General features: G+C 64.7%; 12 protein-coding genes. 6 read left to right on the forward strand and 6 right to left on the reverse strand.

Going from position 1 to position 19,505, the window contains the following annotated elements; all coding sequences use genetic code 11:
• Positions 1 to 200: 200 nt before the first annotated feature.
• Entirely contained in the window at positions 201 to 1,103 is a 903-nt protein-coding gene (locus tag AC1PLU_RS04555) for a LysR family transcriptional regulator (protein ID WP_481107833.1), read from the forward strand.
• On the opposite strand, the gene AC1PLU_RS04560 is transcribed toward AC1PLU_RS04555, so the two are convergent.
• From AC1PLU_RS04560 to AC1PLU_RS04580, 5 genes are all read right to left on the reverse strand, one after another.
• Positions 1,095 to 1,862, reverse strand: coding sequence for a substrate-binding domain-containing protein (locus AC1PLU_RS04560; RefSeq protein WP_481108465.1), 768 nt, complete (start codon positions 1,860 to 1,862; stop codon positions 1,095 to 1,097). The two genes, AC1PLU_RS04555 and AC1PLU_RS04560, sit on opposite strands and share 9 nt — an antisense overlap.
• 8 nt (positions 1,863 to 1,870) lie before the next feature.
• Positions 1,871 to 3,220, reverse strand: coding sequence for a tricarballylate/proton symporter TcuC (gene tcuC, locus AC1PLU_RS04565; RefSeq protein ID WP_481107834.1), 1,350 nt, complete (start codon positions 3,218 to 3,220; stop codon positions 1,871 to 1,873).
• Between the two features lie 213 nt (positions 3,221 to 3,433).
• Positions 3,434 to 4,354, reverse strand: a complete 921-nt coding sequence (locus tag AC1PLU_RS04570) for an N-acetylmuramoyl-L-alanine amidase-like domain-containing protein (RefSeq protein ID WP_481107835.1) — start codon at positions 4,352 to 4,354, stop codon at positions 3,434 to 3,436.
• Between the two features lie 34 nt (positions 4,355 to 4,388).
• Positions 4,389 to 7,034, reverse strand: coding sequence for a hybrid sensor histidine kinase/response regulator (locus AC1PLU_RS04575; RefSeq protein WP_481107836.1), 2,646 nt, complete (start codon positions 7,032 to 7,034; stop codon positions 4,389 to 4,391).
• A gap of 238 nt (positions 7,035 to 7,272) precedes the next feature.
• A complete protein-coding gene (locus AC1PLU_RS04580; RefSeq protein ID WP_043889421.1) occupies positions 7,273 to 8,445 on the reverse strand; it encodes an OprO/OprP family phosphate-selective porin in 1,173 nt (390 codons plus the stop codon).
• Positions 8,446 to 8,731: 286 nt separating this feature from the next.
• Between AC1PLU_RS04580 and AC1PLU_RS04585 the strand changes: the two genes are divergently transcribed.
• Both AC1PLU_RS04585 and AC1PLU_RS04590 read left to right on the forward strand, forming a co-directional pair.
• Positions 8,732 to 10,078 (forward strand): dicarboxylate/amino acid:cation symporter, encoded by a 1,347-nt coding sequence (locus AC1PLU_RS04585; RefSeq protein ID WP_023905049.1) that lies wholly within the window; start codon positions 8,732 to 8,734, stop codon positions 10,076 to 10,078.
• A gap of 199 nt (positions 10,079 to 10,277) precedes the next feature.
• On the forward strand, positions 10,278 to 12,587 hold the full coding sequence (locus AC1PLU_RS04590; protein ID WP_006449791.1) for an NADP-dependent malic enzyme: 2,310 nt from the start codon (positions 10,278 to 10,280) through the stop codon (positions 12,585 to 12,587).
• A gap of 481 nt (positions 12,588 to 13,068) precedes the next feature.
• Here AC1PLU_RS04590 and AC1PLU_RS04595 read toward each other — a convergent pair whose 3' ends face one another.
• Positions 13,069 to 16,437, reverse strand: a complete 3,369-nt coding sequence (locus AC1PLU_RS04595) for a GH92 family glycosyl hydrolase (protein WP_481107837.1) — start codon at positions 16,435 to 16,437, stop codon at positions 13,069 to 13,071.
• Between the two features lie 314 nt (positions 16,438 to 16,751).
• Here AC1PLU_RS04595 and AC1PLU_RS04600 point away from each other — a divergent pair, with 314 nt between their 5' ends.
• From AC1PLU_RS04600 to AC1PLU_RS04610, 3 genes are read left to right on the forward strand one after another with little or no spacing between them, the layout of a single operon-like run.
• A complete protein-coding gene (locus AC1PLU_RS04600) occupies positions 16,752 to 16,949 on the forward strand; it encodes a zinc-finger domain-containing protein (RefSeq protein WP_006451050.1) in 198 nt (65 codons plus the stop codon).
• Between the two features lie 10 nt (positions 16,950 to 16,959).
• Positions 16,960 to 18,072 (forward strand): glycosyltransferase, encoded by a 1,113-nt coding sequence (locus AC1PLU_RS04605; RefSeq protein WP_481107838.1) that lies wholly within the window; start codon positions 16,960 to 16,962, stop codon positions 18,070 to 18,072.
• Positions 18,053 to 19,387, forward strand: coding sequence for an O-antigen ligase family protein (locus AC1PLU_RS04610; RefSeq protein ID WP_481107839.1), 1,335 nt, complete (start codon positions 18,053 to 18,055; stop codon positions 19,385 to 19,387). The genes AC1PLU_RS04605 and AC1PLU_RS04610 overlap by 20 nt, the downstream gene beginning before the upstream one ends.
• Positions 19,388 to 19,505 lie beyond the last annotated feature (118 nt).

Below are 19,505 nucleotides of genomic sequence, written 5' to 3' on the forward strand. Positions count from 1 at the left end.
GCATCGTTACGCTGCCGGAGCACTGCAATGCGAGTGCAGGCAATCGCTGTGCTCAGCAGCGTGTGCACGCCTAGCTCGACGACGTTCTGCACGCACGCTGCAAGCTGTGCGCGATGCGTCTGCCCGGTCATGCTCGCGCAGCAAAACAGGCAACTGTCTATGCTATGCCGACCGCCATCGAACATCGCAGCTGCGGCACCGTGACCATCAAATTCGACCTCAACGATCTACAGGCATTCCGCGCCGTTGCCGAAAACGGCAGCTTTCGCCGCGCCGCCGAACGGATACGGATCACGCAGCCGGCGCTCAGCCGCAGGATCGACAAACTCGAGTCGGCGTTGAACGTCAAGTTGTTCGAGCGTACGACGCGCAAGGTGGCGCTCACCACGGTCGGCCAGGCCTTCATGCCGCAGGTCGAGCGCATGCTCGACGATCTGGATCTGGCGTTGATGAGCATCGGCGATGCCGGATCGAGCAGGATGGGCACGGTGACCGTGGCGTGCGTGCCGTCTGCGGCGTACTACTTCATGCCGCAGGCGATTCACGGGCTGCATCAGCTGTTTCCGAAAATCCGCATCCGACTGTTCGACGGCAGCGCCAGTCATGTCAGTGCGGCAGTGGCCTCCGGCGAAGCGGATTTCGGCGTCAGCTTCAGCGGCAACCTAGCACCGGAAGTCGAGTTCGAGCCGTTGCTGCAGGAGCGCTATGTAATCGCATGCCGCCACGACCATCCCTTGTCCCGGCGCGAACAGGTCAGCTGGCAGGAGGCTTATGGCCACGACTACATCACGCTGGACAAGACTTCGGGCAATCGGCTGGTGCTCGATCGGGCGCTGTCTGCCTTTACGCCTGAGCAGCCGAGCATCTGCGAAACCCGCCATGTCACCACCTTGCTGGGGCTGGTGGAAGCAGGCGTCGGCATTGCCGCGGTTCCTTCGATCGCAATGCCGTCCAGCCCGCATCCGTTGCTGGCGGCGGTGCCGCTGGTCGAACCGGAGGTGGTGCGTAATGTCGGGATGCTCAAACGCCGTGGACGCACGCTGACACCTGCCGCGCTAGAACTGGCTGCACTGGTGCGACGGATGCCCGCGCGCTCACGGTGAGACCGGATCCAGCCCGGTCGCACGCGCGACCGCTTGCGCCTCACGCGACTGCAGGTAGGCAAGCAGGCGCTTGGCCGCTTGCGGATGCGCCGCAGTGACCGGCACACCCGCCGCATAGCGCGTGACCGACTGCAGCGGCTCGGGGATCTTGCCGACAAAATCCACGCCTGCCACCGGAAGCAGTTCGGCCACTTGCTGAAAGCCGAGCTGGTAGCTGTTGTTGGCCACCACCGCGCCCACCGGGATGCGCTCGATCTTGCGGCTCTTGGCCATCATCGGGCCTTCGATCTGCAGCCGCTTGAACAGCGTGGTCTCGATGTAGACGCCACTGGCGCTGTCGGAGTAGGCGACGGAATCGGCCTGCAGCAACGCCTTCTTGAACTGTGCGACGTTGCCGATCTTCGGCTTGCGTGCGCCGCTGCGCACCACCATGCCGATCCTGGAATCGGCCAGCTCCACCCGCGATGCGGGGTCCACCACTCCTGCATCGATCAGCTTCTGCAGCGCACTGCCCACCATGATCACCACATCGGCATGCTCGCCGCGGGCGAGCCGGCTGGGAATGGATTGCGGCGTCTGGCCCATCGAAGGGCCGTGCAGCGTCTCGAGCGTCGTGCCGGTCTGCGTGCTGTACTGCGGCGCCAGGCGTTCGAAGGCGGCAGTGAAGCCGCCCGAGGTCATCACGGTCAGATCCTGCGCGCCTGCGGCCGGCAGCAGCAGGGCAGTGGCGACAACCGCACCCAGCCATTTTTTCCACACGGCCCGTATCATTTCGCCGCTCCCGCAGCAGCATCGAGGCCGGTCGCTGTCGCTGCGTTGCCATGGCGTCGGTAGAGAAACAGCGTTGCCAACAGCGCGCACACGGACGCGAACACCAGCCAGTAGCCAGGGGCGGCCTTGTCGCCGGTGACATGGATCAACCAGGTGGACATCACCGGCGTAAAGCCGCCAAAGACCGCCGTGGCCAGGCTGTAGGCGAGCGAAAATCCCGCCACCCGTACATGCGCCGGCATGAGTTCGGTGAGCGCAGGAATCATGGCGCCGTTGTAGATGCCGTAGATGAAGGACAGCCACAGCAGCGCCTGCAACATGTGCGCAAAACTCGGTGCGGCGGCCAGGAACGCGAGTACCGGATACGCGCTCAGTACGCACACCACTGCCATGGTCACCAGCAGCGGTTTGCGGCCGAACCGGTCGCTGAGCGCGCCGCCGATCGGCAGCCAGATGAAGTTGGAGATGCCGACCAGCAGCGTCACGATCAATGCGTCGCCGGTGCTGAGTTTGAGCACGCTCTTGCCGAAGGTCGGTGCGTAGACGGTGATCAAATAGAACGCGGTCGTGGTCAGCGCCACCATCAACCCGCCGGCGATCACGGTGCCGGCATTGTTGGCCAGCCCGCGCATCACCTGCTGCATCGTGACGCGCTGCGTGCGCTGCGCGAACGCCGCAGTCTCTTCCAAGCTGCGGCGCAGCAAGAAGATGAAGGGGATGATGACGCAACCGATGGCAAAGGGAATCCGCCAGCCCCATTGCGCCAGATCCTGCGGCGCCATGAGCTGGTTGAGCGCATACCCGATGGCTGCCGCAGCGACGATGGCCACCTGCTGGCTGGCCGATTGCCAACTCGCATAGAAGCCGCGCCGCCCCGGCGTCGCCATCTCGGCCAGATATACCGACACGCCGCCCATTTCGGCACCCGCCGAAAAGCCTTGCAGCAACCGCCCGAGCAATACCAAGGCCGGTGCCCACAAACCGATGCTGGCATAGCCGGGCACCAGCACGATCAGGACGGTGCCGCTGGCCATGATTGCCAGGGTGACGATCAGGCCCTTGCGGCGGCCCACATCATCGATATACGCGCCCAGGATCACTGCACCCAGTGGACGCATCAAAAAGCCTGCGCCAAACACGGCGAAGGTCATCATCAACGAAGCGAATTCGTTGCTTGCCGGGAAGAACACCGCGGCGATCTGCGTTGCGTAGAAACCGAACAGGAAAAAGTCGAACTGCTCAAGGAAGTTGCCCGAGGTCACCCTCAGCACCATTCCCAGTTTCGACTGCCCCTTTGCCTCAAGGCTGGAAGTCTGCATAGATCGCCCTCCACGACAGGTATGCATGTGCGGAACATCTGAGGCGATCGATTCTGGTGGAGATGGCCGATGTTGATAATTGCTGCTTTCTCATCGACTGATGCAGGTTGAACATCAGCACGCACTGCAGCGGTGCTCGGCTCCCACGCGCGTCGATGTGGCAGGCGCGGCGCGTGCGGCAGCTGCGGCCAGAGATGCCGCCGGGCGCCGGCGCTTATCGAGCCTGGCAGTGGTGCGTGGTTATTTCTTGGCCCGATAGACAATGATGCCCGGGGTTCTCGCGACATACTCCATGAACGGAGAGTCCACGACTTTCATGTTTTCCTTGCGGGATGAGGCGTTGCGTAGCATCGGACCCTTGTCGGTCATGATGAAAAACCCGACGTGGGTGACGTCCAGCCCGGCCAGAGGCGTGTAGATGCCGATGTAATCGCCGGTACGCAACCGGCTGACAACCGTGCTGTCGACGCGTTCGGTGGGGATATAGGCGATGGTCCGGTCAACCACCGGCAGTCCTGGAAGATAATTGCTGCCGTCGGCTTTTCGGTTGAGCGCTTTGGTGACGCTGACGGCATTGGGGCTGACCACTGCGGTGATATCGGTGGCGAGCTCGTACGGTCTGTTGGCCCAATCGGTGAAGAAATGCTTGCGATGGGTAAAGCTGACAACGCCCTCGACGTAGCGGGTAAGCACCAGGTGATTGACGAAATCCTGCTGTGAGTAAGACTTCCGCGCCGCCTCGACGTAATCCAGATAAGTGAAGCAGTCCAATCCGGTGAAGTCGATGATCAGTTTCTCTGGCGTGGTGGCCGAGCCCTGCAAGACATGGTCGCGGTAGGGCGTGCCTAGAAATTCTGCCGAGATCGCGTCGATCAGGTGGCCTGGGCTTAATCCCCTATGGTTTGAGGCCTGATCCAGCACGGCATTCAATTTATTGACCGTGTAGGAATCCATGGTCACGCGCGATGGCGGCGCTGGCTGCGTGACGCCGGAGGACGTTTCCGCCTGCGCTGGAAATCCCCCTGCGCAGCTCGCAAAGAGCAGTGACATCAGAAGCGGTAGCGTTGTCTTGAACATCGCATTTCCAGCTTTCGGGGGCAGGCTGCAATGGTCGAGCAGATTATGAGTTGCTGCACCAGCGATCACGAAGCCGTGCTGCACGATCCGAACGTGGCATGTGTGGCCACGGGCAGCATCACCCACGCCGCAGCAACATCTGCGTCACCAGCGCACGCAGTGCCGGCGGGCGCACTGGCTTGGACAACAATCCCCAGCCCAGGTCCAGCGCATGCTCGCGCAGCGCGGGGTCGGGTTCTGCGGTGACCAGGATCACGCGCGGTTCGCGTTGCCAGCGTTGCACCAACTGCGGCAGCAAGATGGGGCCGTAGTGCTCGCCCATGCGCACGTCCAGCAACAGCAGTTCCGGCACCTCGTCGGGGTTGGCGGCGGCCAATGCATCGTCGGGGCCACCGGCAAAATCGACCCGGCATTCCCAGCGTTCGAGCAAGACGCGCGTGGCTTCGCACACGCGTGGCTCATCGTCCACGCACCAGACGCGGCAGCCGTGCAGAATCGGGTCGTTGGCGTTTTCTGCAGTGGTGGTGGGTGGCGGCAATTGCTTGGCAATGGCGGCACGCTCGCCCAGCGGCAGCGTTACCGAAAATACGCTGCCGCTCCCCAGCGTGGAGTGCAGGCCGATGCGGTGACCGAGCAGGCGGCCGATGCGTTCGACGATGGCAAGCCCCAGACCGGCGCCGCGATCGTTGGCCACGCCGTCGTCCAGGCGGCGGAATTCTTCGAAGATCTCATGCTGCAGTGTTTCGGGAATGCCGGGTCCTTGATCGTGCACTTCGATGCGCAGCCAGCCACCACGGCGACGACAGCCGATCAGCACCCGCCCACGCGGGGTGTAGCGGATGGCATTGGAGAGAAAGTTCTGCAGGATGCGCCGCAGCAGGTTTTCATCGCTCAACACCACCGCCGAGGTGGGCACCCAATCCAGCACCAGGCCGCGGTCTTCGGCCAGGATCCCGAACTCGCGTGCCAGCGTTTCCAGTAGCGGGGCGATGGCAAAATCGCGCACCTGGGTTTTCAGGCTGCCCGCTTCCAGCCGCGAGATATCCAGCAGGCTGTTGAGGATGGCGTCCTGCGCGGCCAGCGCGCCTTCGATGTTGTCGACCACACGTGCGCTGCCGGTCTCGCGCACCTGGCCATGCAACACCGAGACGAACATGCGCGCGGCGTTGAGCGGCTGCAGCAGGTCGTGCACCGCCGAGGCGACGAAGCGGGTCTTGTAGCGGTTGGCGCTTTCGGCCTCGCGCTTGGCGGCGGCCAGATCGCGGGTGCGTTCGGCCACGCGGTGTTCCAGCGCGTCGGCCAACGAGCGCAGTTCGCGTGCGGCGTTCTTGTAGCTGGTGATGTCGGCGTAACTGGTGACGAAGCCGCCATCGGGCAGCGGATTGCCGCGGATTTCCAGCACCGTGCCGTCTTCCTTCTCGCTCTCGCGCATATGCGGTTTGCCGCTGCGCAAGTGGTTCAAGCGGCGCTCGATCGCCGCTTCGATCGGCCCCGGACCGAGCAGGCCGCGGCGTGCGTTGAAGCGAAACAGGTCTTCGATCGGGCGGCCGATCTTGAGCAACTCGGGCGGGAAGCGGAACAGCTCGACATAGCGCGAATTCCACGCCACCAGATTGAGCGCATCGTCGATCACCACCACGCCTTGCGGCAGGTGTTCCAGGCTGCGGCTCAAGCCGGCATTGGCCTGCTGCGCGGCGGTGACCACGCCATCCTGGGCGGTGCGCAGTTCTTCGGCGTGTTGTTGCAGCAGTGTTTCCAGTTCGTCCCTGCTGCGCTGACGCAAAGCCGCCAGCCGCCGCCGTTGCTGCACGAACAACCACAGCAAGGCCAGTGCCAGCCATGCACCGGCGGCGGCAATCGCAGCGGCGCGGCCGGCCGCTGCGCTGGCGCGGGTGTCGTGCAGCAGATGCAGGCGCCAGCCGCTTTCGGGCACTTCCAGGGTCTGCCACAGCACCGGGCCGGCGAGCGCTGGCTCGCGGACCTCGGCCAATACGCCGCCGTTGCCGGTCTGCTCGATCAGCCGGCGCTGCAACGGCAGCAATCCCTGGTCGGCGTACTGGCGGGTGCTCTGCAATTCGCTGCGATCGCGCAGGCTGAGCGGTGCCAGCATGCGATAGCGCCACTCGGGGCGGCTGGCCAGAAACACCACGTCGTGCGCATCGGAGGCCAGCACGATGTCCGGGGTCTGCAGCCATTCGCGTTCCAGTGCGGCCAGCGCGATCTTGATCACCACCACGCCCTGCACCTGGCCGGCAGAGTCGACGATGGCCTGCGACAGGAAATACCCCGGCTCGCTGGTGGTCATGCCGATGCCGTAGAAGCTGCCGCTGCCGGTGGCCAGTGCCTGCTGGTAATAAGGGCGGAACGCGTAGTCCACGCCCACATTGCTGCGCGGCGCGCGCCAGTTGCTGGCCGCCAACGCGATACCACTGCGGTCGATCACCGTCAGCGTGGACGATTGGGTGACGTTGTTGGCGCGTTCGAGTTTGTCGTTGAGCTGTTCCACCTGCGCGGCCGACAACGGCCCGGACACCGCAGCACGCAGCTCCGGGTCCAGTGCCAGAATCTGCGGCAAGGTGCGATAGCGATCGATGCGCTGCTGCAAGGCCTGTGCATACAGCCGCAGCTGACGCCGCACGGTGGCACTTTCGTCGCGCAAGGCGTTCTGCTCGACAAAATGCCCGGCCGCAAACATGGCCACCAACATGCCGCCCAGCACGATGGACAGCGTGAACAGCAGGCGGCGGCGTTGCGAGGCGTACATGCGGCAAGTATGGCGGTGCGCTGGTACATCGTGCAGCTATCGCCGCGGATATCCGCACCGACGACCGCCGCGCATGACCACCAAACAAGCCCCCGACAAACGACTGCGGCCGCATCCTCGGAAGGATGCGGCCGCATAGGCACACACGCTGGTGTGCGTTACAGCATCACCGCGTTGAAGCGGCCAACCAAGACAACGTGCGACCAACCAGGCCTGCGTTGCCTCTGCTCAACAGCGCTTAAAACTGCACTTGCGCACGCAGTTCCATCACGTGCGGGGTCTCATGCACGCCATTGCGCGAGGAATCCACCCAGCTGTAGTTGGCCTGCATCTTGAAGTGGCTGGTGAGGTACCAGTTGGCGCCAATGGTGGTGTCGTGCTGGCGGCCGCCGTGGACGTTGTTGTCTTCCAGATTCAAACGGCTGTAGCGGGCGGTCAGCTCGACCGCGCCATAGTCGTGCGCCGGCTTGATATTGCCCGGGACGCCGCCGGCATAGGTGCGCGACTCGCCAGTCAGCGACCAGGTGCCGTAGAGGTACTGGCCCTGCGCGATGAAGTGCGGCTGGCCGGCATTACGCGCCACTTCGGCACGCAGCGCTTCGCTCTGCAGCGAGAACGGGCCGTGGATCCACACCGCTTCCACGCCGGTGCGGATCACGTGGTCCACATCGAGGATGGTGCCGGTGTCGATCAGACGCACGTCGGTCAGGCCGGCTTCCGGGCGGGCACGCAGGCGCACGCGCGGGCTGAAGGACACGCCGCGGCCGTCGCTGAAGCCGCGCGGGTTTTCGACCGAGCCGGCGATACCCAGGTGCAGCACGTCGCCTTCGGCCTTGAACGGGGTCCATGCCGCATGCACGGCCTGGGTGGTGCCCGGGTTGTCGCCCTGCAGATCCTGGCCGCCGTACGCGCCGGCCTGCAGCAGGTACTGCTGACGCTCCAGCGTCCACTCCACACCGGTGCGGCGGCCCTGGAACACGGCCTGCACCGGCAGGCCCAGTTCCATGAAGCTGCCCGCACGCGAGCTCTGCACCGCTTCCAGACCCACCGGCACCTTCATGTAGCCCAGCCGCACGCGACCGTAATCCTGGCCCAGCAGCGCCTTGGTCTCGAAGCGGAAGAACACGTCCAGCCACAGCTTGGCTTCGAAGTCGAAATACACCATGGCGTCGTAGGCGCCCTTCTTCTTGAGGGTGGCGCCGAATTCCTTGCGGCGGAAGTCGGTGCGGTCTTCCAGACGGTCGTCGCCGGAGAAGTTGTTGTCGTCGTAGGCGTAGTTGCCGGTCAGACCCAGCTCGGTGCCATCACCGAAGGTGTACTTGGTCGGCCAGTTTTCGATCGAGGTGGCCGCATTGGCGGCAGCGGGCGCGGCGGCGATGGCCAACGCAAGAACGAGCGGATTGAGGCGCATAGGAATGATCTTCGGCAATGAGAAGGGGCCGGGCGTCCTGCCATGGCGGTCGCAATGAACAGCTTCAGCAAGCGCGCAGGTTCCGGGCATCGAACGCACAGGGAATCGTTGTCTGTGTTAAACGAAATTAACGGCCGGCGGTGGCGCCGCTGAAGTGTAAGACGGCGTTCAGCCCGCGGACAGTGCGTAGTACCAATGGGCTATCGGCCCTGGCTGTGACGTGCGGCCAGAATGCGTGCACCGGGTGCCTGCTCAGGCGCCCTCTATGTTCCCTCGGAGTGGTGTCATGCACATCAGCAAGCCTGCCGGCCCGTTGCCGGCGTCCGTCCCCTTCTACCGCCAGCTGTACTTCCAGGTGGTGGTGGCGATCGTCCTGGGCGCCTTGCTCGGCCATTTCGAGCCGGCCTTCGCCGAAAGCCTCAAGCCGCTGGGCGACGCCTTCATCAAGCTGGTGAAGATGATCATCGCCCCGGTGATCTTCCTGACCATCGTCACCGGCATCGCCGGCATGACCCATCTCAAGACGGTGGGCCGGGTGTTCGCCAAGTCGATGGCCTACTTCCTGTTCTTCTCCACGCTGGCGTTGATCGTGGGCATGATCGTGGCGCACGTGGTGCAGCCCGGCGCCGGCATGAACATCAACCCGGCCGAGCTGGATCAGAGCGCGGTCAACACCTACGTGCAGAAATCGCACGAGCTGAGCCTGGTCGGCTTTTTGATGGACATCATCCCGGCCACGCTGATCAGCGCGTTCGTCGATGGCAACATCCTGCAGGTGCTGTTTGTGGCGGTGCTGTTCGGTATCGCGCTGGCCCTGGTCGGCGAGCGCGGCCGCCCGGTGCTGAGCTTTCTGGAAGCGTTGACCGCCCCGGTATTCCGCCTGGTGCACATGTTGATGAGGGCCGCGCCGATCGGTGCGTTCGGTGCCATCGCCTTCACCATCGGCAAGTACGGGCTGGAATCGCTAGTCAATCTGGCCTGGCTGGTGGGCTCGTTTTATGTGACCTCGCTGTTCTTCGTGCTGGTGATCCTTGGCATTGTTTGTCGCTTGTGCGGCTTTTCGGTGCTCAAGCTGATCCGCTATCTCAAGGCCGAGCTGCTTCTGGTGCTGGGCACCTCCTCGTCGGAGTCGGCGCTGCCGTCGCTGATGGAAAAGATGGAAAAGGCCGGCTGCGAGAAGTCGGTGGTGGGCCTGGTGGTGCCGACCGGCTATTCGTTCAATCTGGACGGCACCAACATCTACATGACCCTGGCCGCGTTGTTCATCGCCCAGGCCACCAACGTGGACCTGACCCTGGGCCAGCAGATCACCCTGCTGGCGGTGGCGATGCTCAGCTCCAAGGGCGCGGCCGGCGTGACCGGCGCCGGCTTCATCACCCTGGCGGCCACGCTGTCGGTGGTGCCGGACGTGCCGGTGGCCGGCATGGCGCTGATCCTGGGCGTGGACCGTTTCATGAGCGAGTGCCGCTCGCTGACCAACTTCATCGGCAACGCGGTCGCCACCGTGGTGGTGTCGCGCTGGGAAAATGCGCTGGACCGCGACCAGTTGAAGCTGGTGCTGGATGGCGGCTCGCCGCCGCTGCAGGCACCGGTGGCCTCGACCGACGTCGTCGCACCGATCAGCGCGCGCTGATGCTTCCTGCGGCCCTGTATTCCGCCGGTGATGCCGGCGGGATACAGGGCCGTTTTCGCTTTGAGCCAGACCCCGGCCGCAGTGCACGACGCGCTGCAGCATGCAATCTCCCTGCCGCGCTGACAGCTGCGCGACAGGCCCTTGTTCAGGCAGGAGGGTAGAATTCAGCCCTCCTGCGCCTTCGAGACCCACACAGCCGATGTCCAACGACGACTTCAAACAGGCCGCCCTCGACTACCACCGCCAGCAGCCGGCCGGCAAGATCAAGGTCACCGCGACCAAGCCGATGCTGACCCAGCGCGATCTGTCGCTGGCGTATTCGCCGGGCGTGGCCTTCGCCTGCGAGGCGATCGTCGAAGAACCCACCCAGGCCAGCGAGCTCACCGCGCGCGGCAACCTGGTGGCGGTGATCACCAACGGCACCGCCGTGCTGGGCCTGGGCAACATCGGCCCGCTGGCGTCCAAGCCGGTGATGGAAGGCAAGGGCGTGCTGTTCCAGAAGTTCGCCGGCATCGACGTGTTCGACATCGAGATCAACGAAAACGACCCGGACAAGCTGGTGGACATCATCGCCAGCCTGGAGCCGACCTTCGGCGGCATCAATCTGGAAGACATCAAGGCGCCGGAGTGCTTCATCGTCGAGCGCAAGCTGCGCGAGCGCATGAACATCCCGGTGTTCCATGACGACCAGCACGGCACCGCGATCATCGTCGGCGCCGCCGTGCTCAACGCGCTGGTGGTCACCGGCAAGAAGATCGAAGAGGTCAAGCTGGCCACCACCGGCATGGGCGCGGCCGGCATTTCCTGCGTCAACATGCTGGTCTCGCTGGGCCTGAAGCCGGAGAACATCCTGGCGCTGGACCGCGACGGCGTGATCCACACCGGCCGTACCGACCTGGACCCGGACAAGCAGCGCTACGCACGCGACACCGACAAGCGCACCCTGGCCGAAATCGTCGAGGGCGCCGATATCTTCCTGGGCCTGTCGGCGGCCGGCATCCTCAAGCCGGAAATGGTCGCCACGATGGCGCGCCAGCCGGTGATCTTCGCGCTGGCCAATCCCAATCCGGAGATCACCCCGGAAGCGGCCAAGGCGGTGCGTCCGGATTGCATCATCGGCACCGGCCGTTCGGACTACCCGAACCAGATCAATAACGTGCTGTGTTTCCCGTACCTGTTCCGCGGTGCGCTGGACGTGGGCGCCACCGGCATCAACGAAGAGATGAAGATCGCCTGCGTCAAGGCGATTGCGGCGATGGCGCGGCGCGAGGCCTCCGACCTGGGCGCTGCCTACGGCGGCGAGACCCCGAGTTTCGGCCCGGAATACCTGATTCCGCGTCCGCTGGACCCGCGCCTGCTGGTGGAGTTGTCCTCGGCGGTTGCGCAGGCGGCGATGGATTCGGGCGTGGCCACGCGCCCGATCGACGACATGGAGGCGTACCGCGACAAGCTCGGCCAGTTTGTCTATCGCACCAGCCTGATGATGAAGCCGGTCTACGACCGCGCGCGCGCCGACAAGCAGCGCGTGGTGTATGCCGAAGGCGAAGAGGAAGTGGTGCTACGCGCGGTACAGAACGTGGTCGACGAAGGCCTGGCCTTCCCGATCCTGATCGGTCGCCCGGACGTCATCGAAGCGCGCATCGAGCGCATGGGTCTGCGCCTGACCGCCGGCGTGGATTTTGAAATCACCAACATCTACGACGACCCGCGCTTCAACGAGTATTGGCAGTATTACCACGCACTGACCGAACGTCGCGGCGTAACCGTCACTGCTGCCAAGGAGTTGATGCGCTCGCGTCCGACCTTGATTGCCGCAGTGATGGTGGCGCGTGGCGAGGCCGATGCGATGCTGTCCGGCGTGGTCGGTCGCTTCCACAAGAAGCTGGGTTACGCCCGCAGCGTGATTCCGCTGGAACCGCGCGTGAGCTCCACCTCGGCGATGACCGGCGTGATCAACCAGTTGGGCGTGTTCTTCTTCCTGGATACGCATGTGCAGGAAGACCCGACGGTCGAACAAGTGGTGGAAGCCACGTTGCAGGCCGCGTATCGCCTCAAGTTGTTCGGCATCGAGCCCAACATCGCGCTGCTGTCGCACTCCAACTTCGGCAGCCACGATTCGCGCGATGCCTTGAAGATGCGTGCGGTGCGCGAAGCACTGCTCAAGCGCAAGCCCGAGCTCAACATCGACGGCGAAATGCAGGGCGACACCGCCTGGGACGAAGCGCTGCGCAAGCAGATCATGCCCAACAGCACGCTGAAGGGCCGCGCCAACCTGTTCGTGCTGCCGAACCTGGAAGCGGCCAACATCGCCTACAACTTGGTGCGCGTGTTCACCGACGGCGTGGCGATCGGGCCGATCCTGATGGGCATCTCCAAGCCGGTGCACATCCTCACCACCAGCGCCACCTCGCGCCGGGTGATGAACATGACGGCGATTGCGGCGGTGGATGCGCAGATCCGCAAGCAGCGCGATGCGGAAAAGGCGGTAGCCGATAAGGGGAATGGTTGAGAGATCGGTTGCTGATAAAGCAACGATAGGAAAGGCAGCGGCTGAGGCCATGAAAAGCGACGGCTGAGCAAGCAATGCTCGAAAGCCCCTCTCCCCCCGGGAGAGGGGTTGGGGTGAGGGTACGGTTTCTCCGGTTAGTGCCAAGCACGCAGCTGTAAGTCGCTGGCTTCGGTGAGGGGCGCCAGCGCGTCCGGGAATCGGCTCTTCGGCTCGGTCAGACATCCTGTCTGACTCGCCGCCGCGGCACATCCGTGTGCCGCTCTCCGCCAATCCCCGGCCACGCTGCCGCCTTGGCGCGTCGTTGACATGACTTAGTCAAGGCAAGCGAGTTCTCCGTCGTGGTTTCCGTGGCCTGCGCGATTCTCGATGACAGCAGCAGAGCTTGTGCTCCATAACTGTGCGAGAGCAACTTGCGCCTGTCTGAGTGCGGCAAATCGTAATGCCATAACAACGCGACGATGGATCGCGGACAGTGCTAGCCTCAACGCACCGCAGGCTCCACACCCAATAACTCAAGCTCCGCCAGCTGCACTTTCGCAGGCGCGCTGAAGCGCAGTCGATATTCCACATACGCTCCAGGCCGAGCAATCCGAAACGGCCGCGTCTGCAACGGCCAATCGAACGCTTCATCACGACGCTGATCAATCATCGTCCACGCACCACCAGGCGCACGGGCTTCCAGCGTCCACCCACCTGCAGAAATCGCTGCATTGCCGCTGGTCAGTGTGTAGAGCGTCGGCGTACCGCGCGCAATGCCGCTGAGCGTCAGCGTCGATTTCGATGTCGATGCAATTGCAGCGACCGTTTCCGCATTGTCGTCATGCAACGCAGCGACATCGCCACCATCGTCCAGCGTAATGCGCGCGGTGTCTCCGAGCAGATCCTTCAGCGGGGCAGGGTGCTCCCCAGGCGCAGTCAATGACGGCGGCATATCGTCAGGACCGGTGCCCCAGCGCGACGGCGTCGGTCCCATTACGAAGTCCAGCGTCGCGCCCTTTGCAATGTCCGCATGCGGCAACCATGTCTTGCGCCAGGGTTTTCCATTGACCCTGAGCGATTGCACATACACGTTCTGCGCCGAATTCTGCGGCGCATTGACCACCAGCATGCCGCCATTGGGTAGACGCACGCTGGCATGCTTGAACAGCGGCGAGCCGATCACATACTCCGGCGCACCCATGCGCAGCGGATACAGCCCCAGCGCCGCGAACAGATACCACGCCGACATTTCGCCGTTGTCCTCATCGCCGGGATACCCCTGGCCGATCTCGCTGCCCAGATACAAGCGCGCGAGGATCTCGCGGGTAATGCGCTGTGTCTTCCATGGCTGCCCGGCGTACAGATACATCCACGGAAGATGGTGCGCAGTCTGATTGCTGTGCGCATACATGCCCATGCGCACATCGCGCGCCTCGGTCATCTCGTGGATGGTGTCGCCATACGATCCGGCAAACTTGGCTTCGGCGGTTTCGGGCGTGGCAAAGAATGTATCCAGTTTCGCGGCCAGTCCCGCGCGCCCGCCATACAGCGTGGCCAGGCCTTCGCCATCGTGCGGTGCGGTGAATGCAAACGTCCAGCCGCTGGATTCGGTGTAATCGTTGCCCCATACGCGCGGGTCGTAGTGCGCAGCATCCACGCGCCAATCGCCATTCGCCTTGCGGCCCTGAAAAAAGCCGATCGCTGGATCGAACAGTGCCGAATACCCGGCCGCACGATGACGAAAATACAGCGTTTCGGTGGCATAACGCTCGCGCGCTGTTGCCGTCGTCGCCTGCTTTGACAAGGCATCGGCCATGTTGGCAATACCGAAGTCGTTGAGCGCGCCTTCCATCGACCACGACATGCCTTCATGCGTCTCGGTATCGGCGTAACCGCGAAAGGTCGAACGCGCCATGCCTTTGCGGCCGACGTGGCGATCCGGCGCCACCACGGTCGCATTCTTCAGCGCGGCAGCGTACGCCTCGGCCGGGTCGAAACCCTGCACGCCCTTGAGCCACGCATCGGCAAACGCCACATCGGAACTGGTGCCCACCATCAGATCGGCGTAACCGGGCGAGGACCAGCGCGCCACCCAGCCACCTGCACGCGATTGCTCCAGAAAGCCCTGCACGAATGCGCCGGCATCGTCGGATGCGAACAACGCATACGCCGGCCACGCGGTGCGAAAGGTGTCCCACAAGCCGTTGTTGACGTAGACCCGGCCATCGCGGATCGGCGCGAAACTGCGCACCGCGCTGCCATCGATGTTGGTGTCCGACCAGCTGCTCTGGCTGGCGTAACGCCAGTCCGGCGCCGTCGCGCTGCCGACGTTTTCATGGCCGGAATTCGGATACAGATGCAGCCGGTACAGATTGGAATACAGCGTGGTCTTCTGGTCGGTCGTGGCGTCGGGCACCTCGAAGCGTCCCAGCAGCCCATCCCATGCATCCTGCGCATGCGCGGCGATCTGCTCGAAGGTCGCCTGCGGCGCGATCTCCAGCGCAAGGTTGTGCTTGGCCTGGTCGAGCGAGATCAGCGAGGTGGCGATGCGCATCTGCACCTGCCGCGTGCTGCCCGCATCGAACTTGATCCAGCCGGTGGGCCGGCCGGTGTCGCTCAGTCCGCTGGTTTTCCATGGTGTATCGAAGCTGGCATAGACATACATGCGCGTCGCGCCGGTTGACAGGCCGCTACGCACATCGGTGTAGCCGGAGAGCGTCTGTGTTGCAGCATCCAGGTGCAATCCACCGCGCGCGTCCACATTGTCGAACAGCAGATTGGCATCGCCCTGCGCCGGGAAGCGAAAGCGGAACAGCGCTGCATGATCGGTCGGCGCGATCTCGGCCTGGATCCCGTTGTCCAACTGCACTGCGTAGCGATACGGTCGCGCGATTTCAGTGTCATGCGAGAAGGGCAGGGCGCGCTTGCTGCGATCGGCCTCAGGCGCGCCCGTACTCAACGACGGCATCACCTGAAAGGTCTGGCGGTCGCCCATCCACGGACTCGGCTGATGGCTGAGCGATAGCGCCTGCAAGCGCGGGCGGTTGTCCGCAGCGTTGTGCTCGTTCCAGCGATACAGCCAGGTCAGCGTTCCTGCATCGGTCACCGGCGTCCAGAAGTTGAAGCCATGCGGCACTGCGGTTGCAGGGAAATTATTGCCGCGCGAGAACGTGCCATTGGACTGCGTGCCGCGCGTGGTCAGCACCCAGTCCGAAGGACGCGTTGCAGGAGTGAGCGGCACATCGGTAATGGCAATATCGTCGATCCAACCGGCACTGGCCGCACCTGCAGGCGGCGCAACCTCCAATTCGATCGCCACCACGCGGCGCCCACGTAAAGCGGCCACGTCCCCCAGCCGTACCGCCTTGCGCGCCCATTGCTGCGGATACAGCGTCTTCGAGTCGCCCTGCGCACGTGCACCAAGTGCGACGCCATGTTGATCCTGCGCGGCGCTGGCAGACACGCGCGTGCCGTTGTCCAGCAACAGATCCAACGACACATAGGTCGAGGCCACATGATCGCTGCCCACACTTTCCGGCAACACCAGCCACGACAGCGTCGTATCGGCACCGATCAAACTATCGCTACTAAACAAGGTGCGTCGCCCGCCCGCACCACGGCTGTCATACCGCAACGCATGGGCACCGCTGTAACCGGCGTTCGGCTTGGCTGCATACGGCGCAGCGGGGCCCGTGCCGATCGCAATCTGCACATCGCCTGCCGCAGCGCTGACCGGCAAGGGCTGCCCCTCTTCGAACGAACTCGAAAAGCCGGTCGCCGCCCCAACCGGCAGTGGCGCGACGCAAGCCAGGACAACGGCAATCGAGAACAACGAGCCACGCGGACGCAGCAGAACGACAGGCGAGGTCACGTGGTGATGTCTCCTTGGCTAGCGACGTAGCAGGGCGTGTACGGTTGACGGATGTGCGCGGTCTTTGCAGATCACCCAATCTGATCCCGATGCGCAATTGCCCAGCGATGATAAGCGCGATGTTCCGGCGTGGTGGCGTGGCGCTGCCACGCCGGCGGCGGGGCAGGTCATTGCCGGACCAGCCACATCGCCATCCGCCGCCCGGCCTCCCGCCGAGACCAGCGCAACCCTACCCACCCAGCCCGGTCAATGGGCCGATCACCACGCAGGCTGCTAGAATCCGCGCTCTGCCTTGCCTTTACGATCGTGCCGCCATGAGCCAGACCGCCACCGCGCCCGCCAATGCCGAATCGCGCTACACCGTGCACCGCGGCGATCTGCCGCTGAGCTGCCCGACGCCGCAGATGGCGCTGTGGAACTCGCATCCGCGTGTGTACCTGCCGATCGAAGACGAGCCCAACTGCGAAGCCAAGTGCCCGTATTGCGGCGCGTTGTTCGTGCTCGCCGACTGATCCTGGCCGGATGCACCGCCTGACCGTGGTGCAACTGCTGCCGGCGCTGCAGTCCGGCGGCGTCGAGCGCTCCACCCTGGAAATCGCCGCTGCGCTGGTGCGCGCCGGCCACCGCGCCGTGGTGGTCTCTGCCGGCGGTCGCCTGGTCCAGCCGTTGCTGGAGGCGGGCGGCGAACATCTCACTCTGGAGATTGGGCGCAAGTCGCTGCTGACCTTGCGCCACGTGGCCGGCCTGCGCCGGCTATTTGCCGAACTCGGTGCCGACATCGTGCACGCGCGCTCGCGCCTGCCGGCCTGGCTGGGCTGGTACGCGCTGCGCGGCATGCCCCAGGTCGCGCGGCCGCGCTTTGTCACCACTGTGCACGGGCTCAATTCGCCCAGCCGTTACAGCGCGGTGATGACATACGGCGAGCGGGTGATCTGCGTCTCGCAGACGGTGCGCGATTACGTCTGCACGCACTATCCGCAGACCGACACCACCCGCTTGCGCACCATCCCGCGCGGTGTCGATATCGCGCAGTTCCCGCGTCGCCCGCACCCCGATCACCGCGCACGCAAATGGGTGCAGACACTGTTGCCCGGTTGGCCGGCCGACGCCCCATTGCTGCTGCTGCCCGGCCGCGGCACGCGCCTGAAAGGCCATGCCGACGGCCTGCAATTGCTCGCCGACGTGCGCGCTGCCGGCGTGCCTGCATGGTTGTGGCTGCCGGGCGCGCGTGAGCCGGGCCGCGAAGCCTATGTGCGCGAGCTGGAAGCCGAGGCTGGCAGACTAGGCGTGGCAGAGGCGGTCGCCTTCACCGAGCCCACCGCACGCATCGCCGAGGCCTATGCGGCCAGCGATCTGGTGCTGCAGCTCTCGCGCAAGCCCGAAGCGTTCGGCCGCACCGTGGTGGAGGCCTTGTCGGTGGGCCGGCCGGTGTTGGGCTGGGCACACGGTGGTGTCGGTGAGTTGCTGGCCGAACTGCAGCCTGCCGGCGCAGTGCCGGCGTTCGATGCCCAGGCGCTAAGCGCCCAGGCGCTCGGCATGCTGCAGCAAGCGCCGACACCGCCAGCTGCGCTCCCCTATACGTTGCATGCCATGCAATCGGCCACCTTGAAGGTCTATGACGAACTCCGCCGCTGAGGCCATCCCACCCGCGCCCACGTTGACGCCCGATGCCGGTCGCTGGGCACCGCTGTGGGTGATCCTGTTCGTGGCGCTATGGCCCACGCCCGGGCTGGCCGAAACGGTGTTGTCGCTGGGCGCAGTGTTCGCCGCTTATCGCCTGTTGCATGCGCGTTTCCGTGGTGGCACGCGGTTGCTCAGCGGCGCGGCGTGGGCGCTGACCAGTGTGTTGTTCTTCGCGTACTGGTTGCCGCAGATGTTGTCGGCATTCGATGCGGTGGACGTAGGGCGCGCGTTGCGTAAATCGGCCACCGATCTGCGCTATCTGCCTTTCATGTGGTTGTGCGCGATTGCGGTGGCCAATGCGCAGCGCCGCCGGCGCACCTTCATCGGCCTGGCGGTGATCGGCGGGGTGTGGACGCTGGACGCACTGCTGCAGGCCGCATTCGGCAGCAGCCCGTTGTTCTTCGGCCTGGATCAGATCAAGCAATTGATCAGCGGGCATGGCCTGTGCACGGCGGAAGAATTGGCACTGGTCGACCGCCTCAGCGGCGTGCTGGGCCCGTGCAATCTCAAGTTCGGGCAGACCCTGGCCAGTCTGTCGCCGTTCCTGCTGCTTGCGCTCGGGCGGCGCACTGCCTGGGCATGGGCGGGCGCTGCGGCAGCTGTTGGCGTAGTGCTGGTATTGGCCGGTTCGCGCGCCTCGTGGATCACCTGCGGCGTGATCGTGCTGCTGTCCGGCTGGCAGTTGCTGGGCGGCCGTCGGCTGCTCGCGGTGGCGGTGGTCGGCGCGCTGTTGGCCGTTGGCGTGGTGGCGATGGCACCGCAAGCGCGCGAGCGCATCCAGCGCACCGCGTTGGCCTTCAGCAATGGCGAACAAGGCGTCGACCAGGCCTTGTCCGGGCGTGCGCAGATCTGGGGCGCGGCGCTGTGCATGATCCGCGCGCATCCGCTCAACGGTGTGGGCGCGCGCGGGTTCCGACAGGCATATCCGGCCTGCAATCCGGCACCCGAACAGGCGCCGGCATGGGGCGGTGGCCCGGCCTTCCATGCACACCAGATCGTGCTGGAAATTCTTGCCGAAACCGGCGTCATCGGTTTGCTGCTATGGCTGGCCGGTGCGGCGCAGGCGTGGCGCGCGTGGCGCTATTCCAGCGTTGCGGCGCGTGAGCAGGCGCGTCCGGCGATGATCGCGTTGGTGGCAACGGTCTTTCCGCTCAACACGCATCTGGCGTTCTATTCCAGCTTCTGGGGTGGCCTGAGCCTGATGCTGGCCGGCTTGTATGCCGGTGCCTTGCTCAACGACGACGCGGATCAGCCACCGTCGCGATAGGCGTGGCGTTCAAGACGATTGCGCCCAGCGCCAGATCGGCACGGCAGGCGGGAATCACGCGTCAACTGCGGTTGCTTGCGCGACGTGCGCACTCATCCCAACGCCCACTCGCGACGGA

Source organism: Xanthomonas sp. NCPPB 2933 (assembly GCF_056725225.1).

Bases quoted from the DNA above. Each gene is read 5' to 3' on its own strand.
- tcuC (WP_481107834.1), bottom strand. From the start codon at position 3,220: ATGCATACCTGTCGTGGAGGGCGATCTATGCAGACTTCCAGCCTTGAG.
- AC1PLU_RS04575 (WP_481107836.1), bottom strand. From the start codon at position 7,034: ATGTACGCCTCGCAACGCCGCCGCCTGCTGTTCACGCTGTCCATCGTG.
- AC1PLU_RS04580 (WP_043889421.1), bottom strand. From the start codon at position 8,445: ATGCGCCTCAATCCGCTCGTTCTTGCGTTGGCCATCGCCGCCGCGCCC.
- AC1PLU_RS04585 (WP_023905049.1), top strand. From the start codon at position 8,732: ATGCACATCAGCAAGCCTGCCGGCCCGTTGCCGGCGTCCGTCCCCTTC.
- AC1PLU_RS04590 (WP_006449791.1), top strand. From the start codon at position 10,278: ATGTCCAACGACGACTTCAAACAGGCCGCCCTCGACTACCACCGCCAG.
- AC1PLU_RS04600 (WP_006451050.1), top strand. From the start codon at position 16,752: ATGAGCCAGACCGCCACCGCGCCCGCCAATGCCGAATCGCGCTACACC.
- AC1PLU_RS04605 (WP_481107838.1), top strand. From the start codon at position 16,960: ATGCACCGCCTGACCGTGGTGCAACTGCTGCCGGCGCTGCAGTCCGGC.
- AC1PLU_RS04610 (WP_481107839.1), top strand. From the start codon at position 18,053: ATGACGAACTCCGCCGCTGAGGCCATCCCACCCGCGCCCACGTTGACG.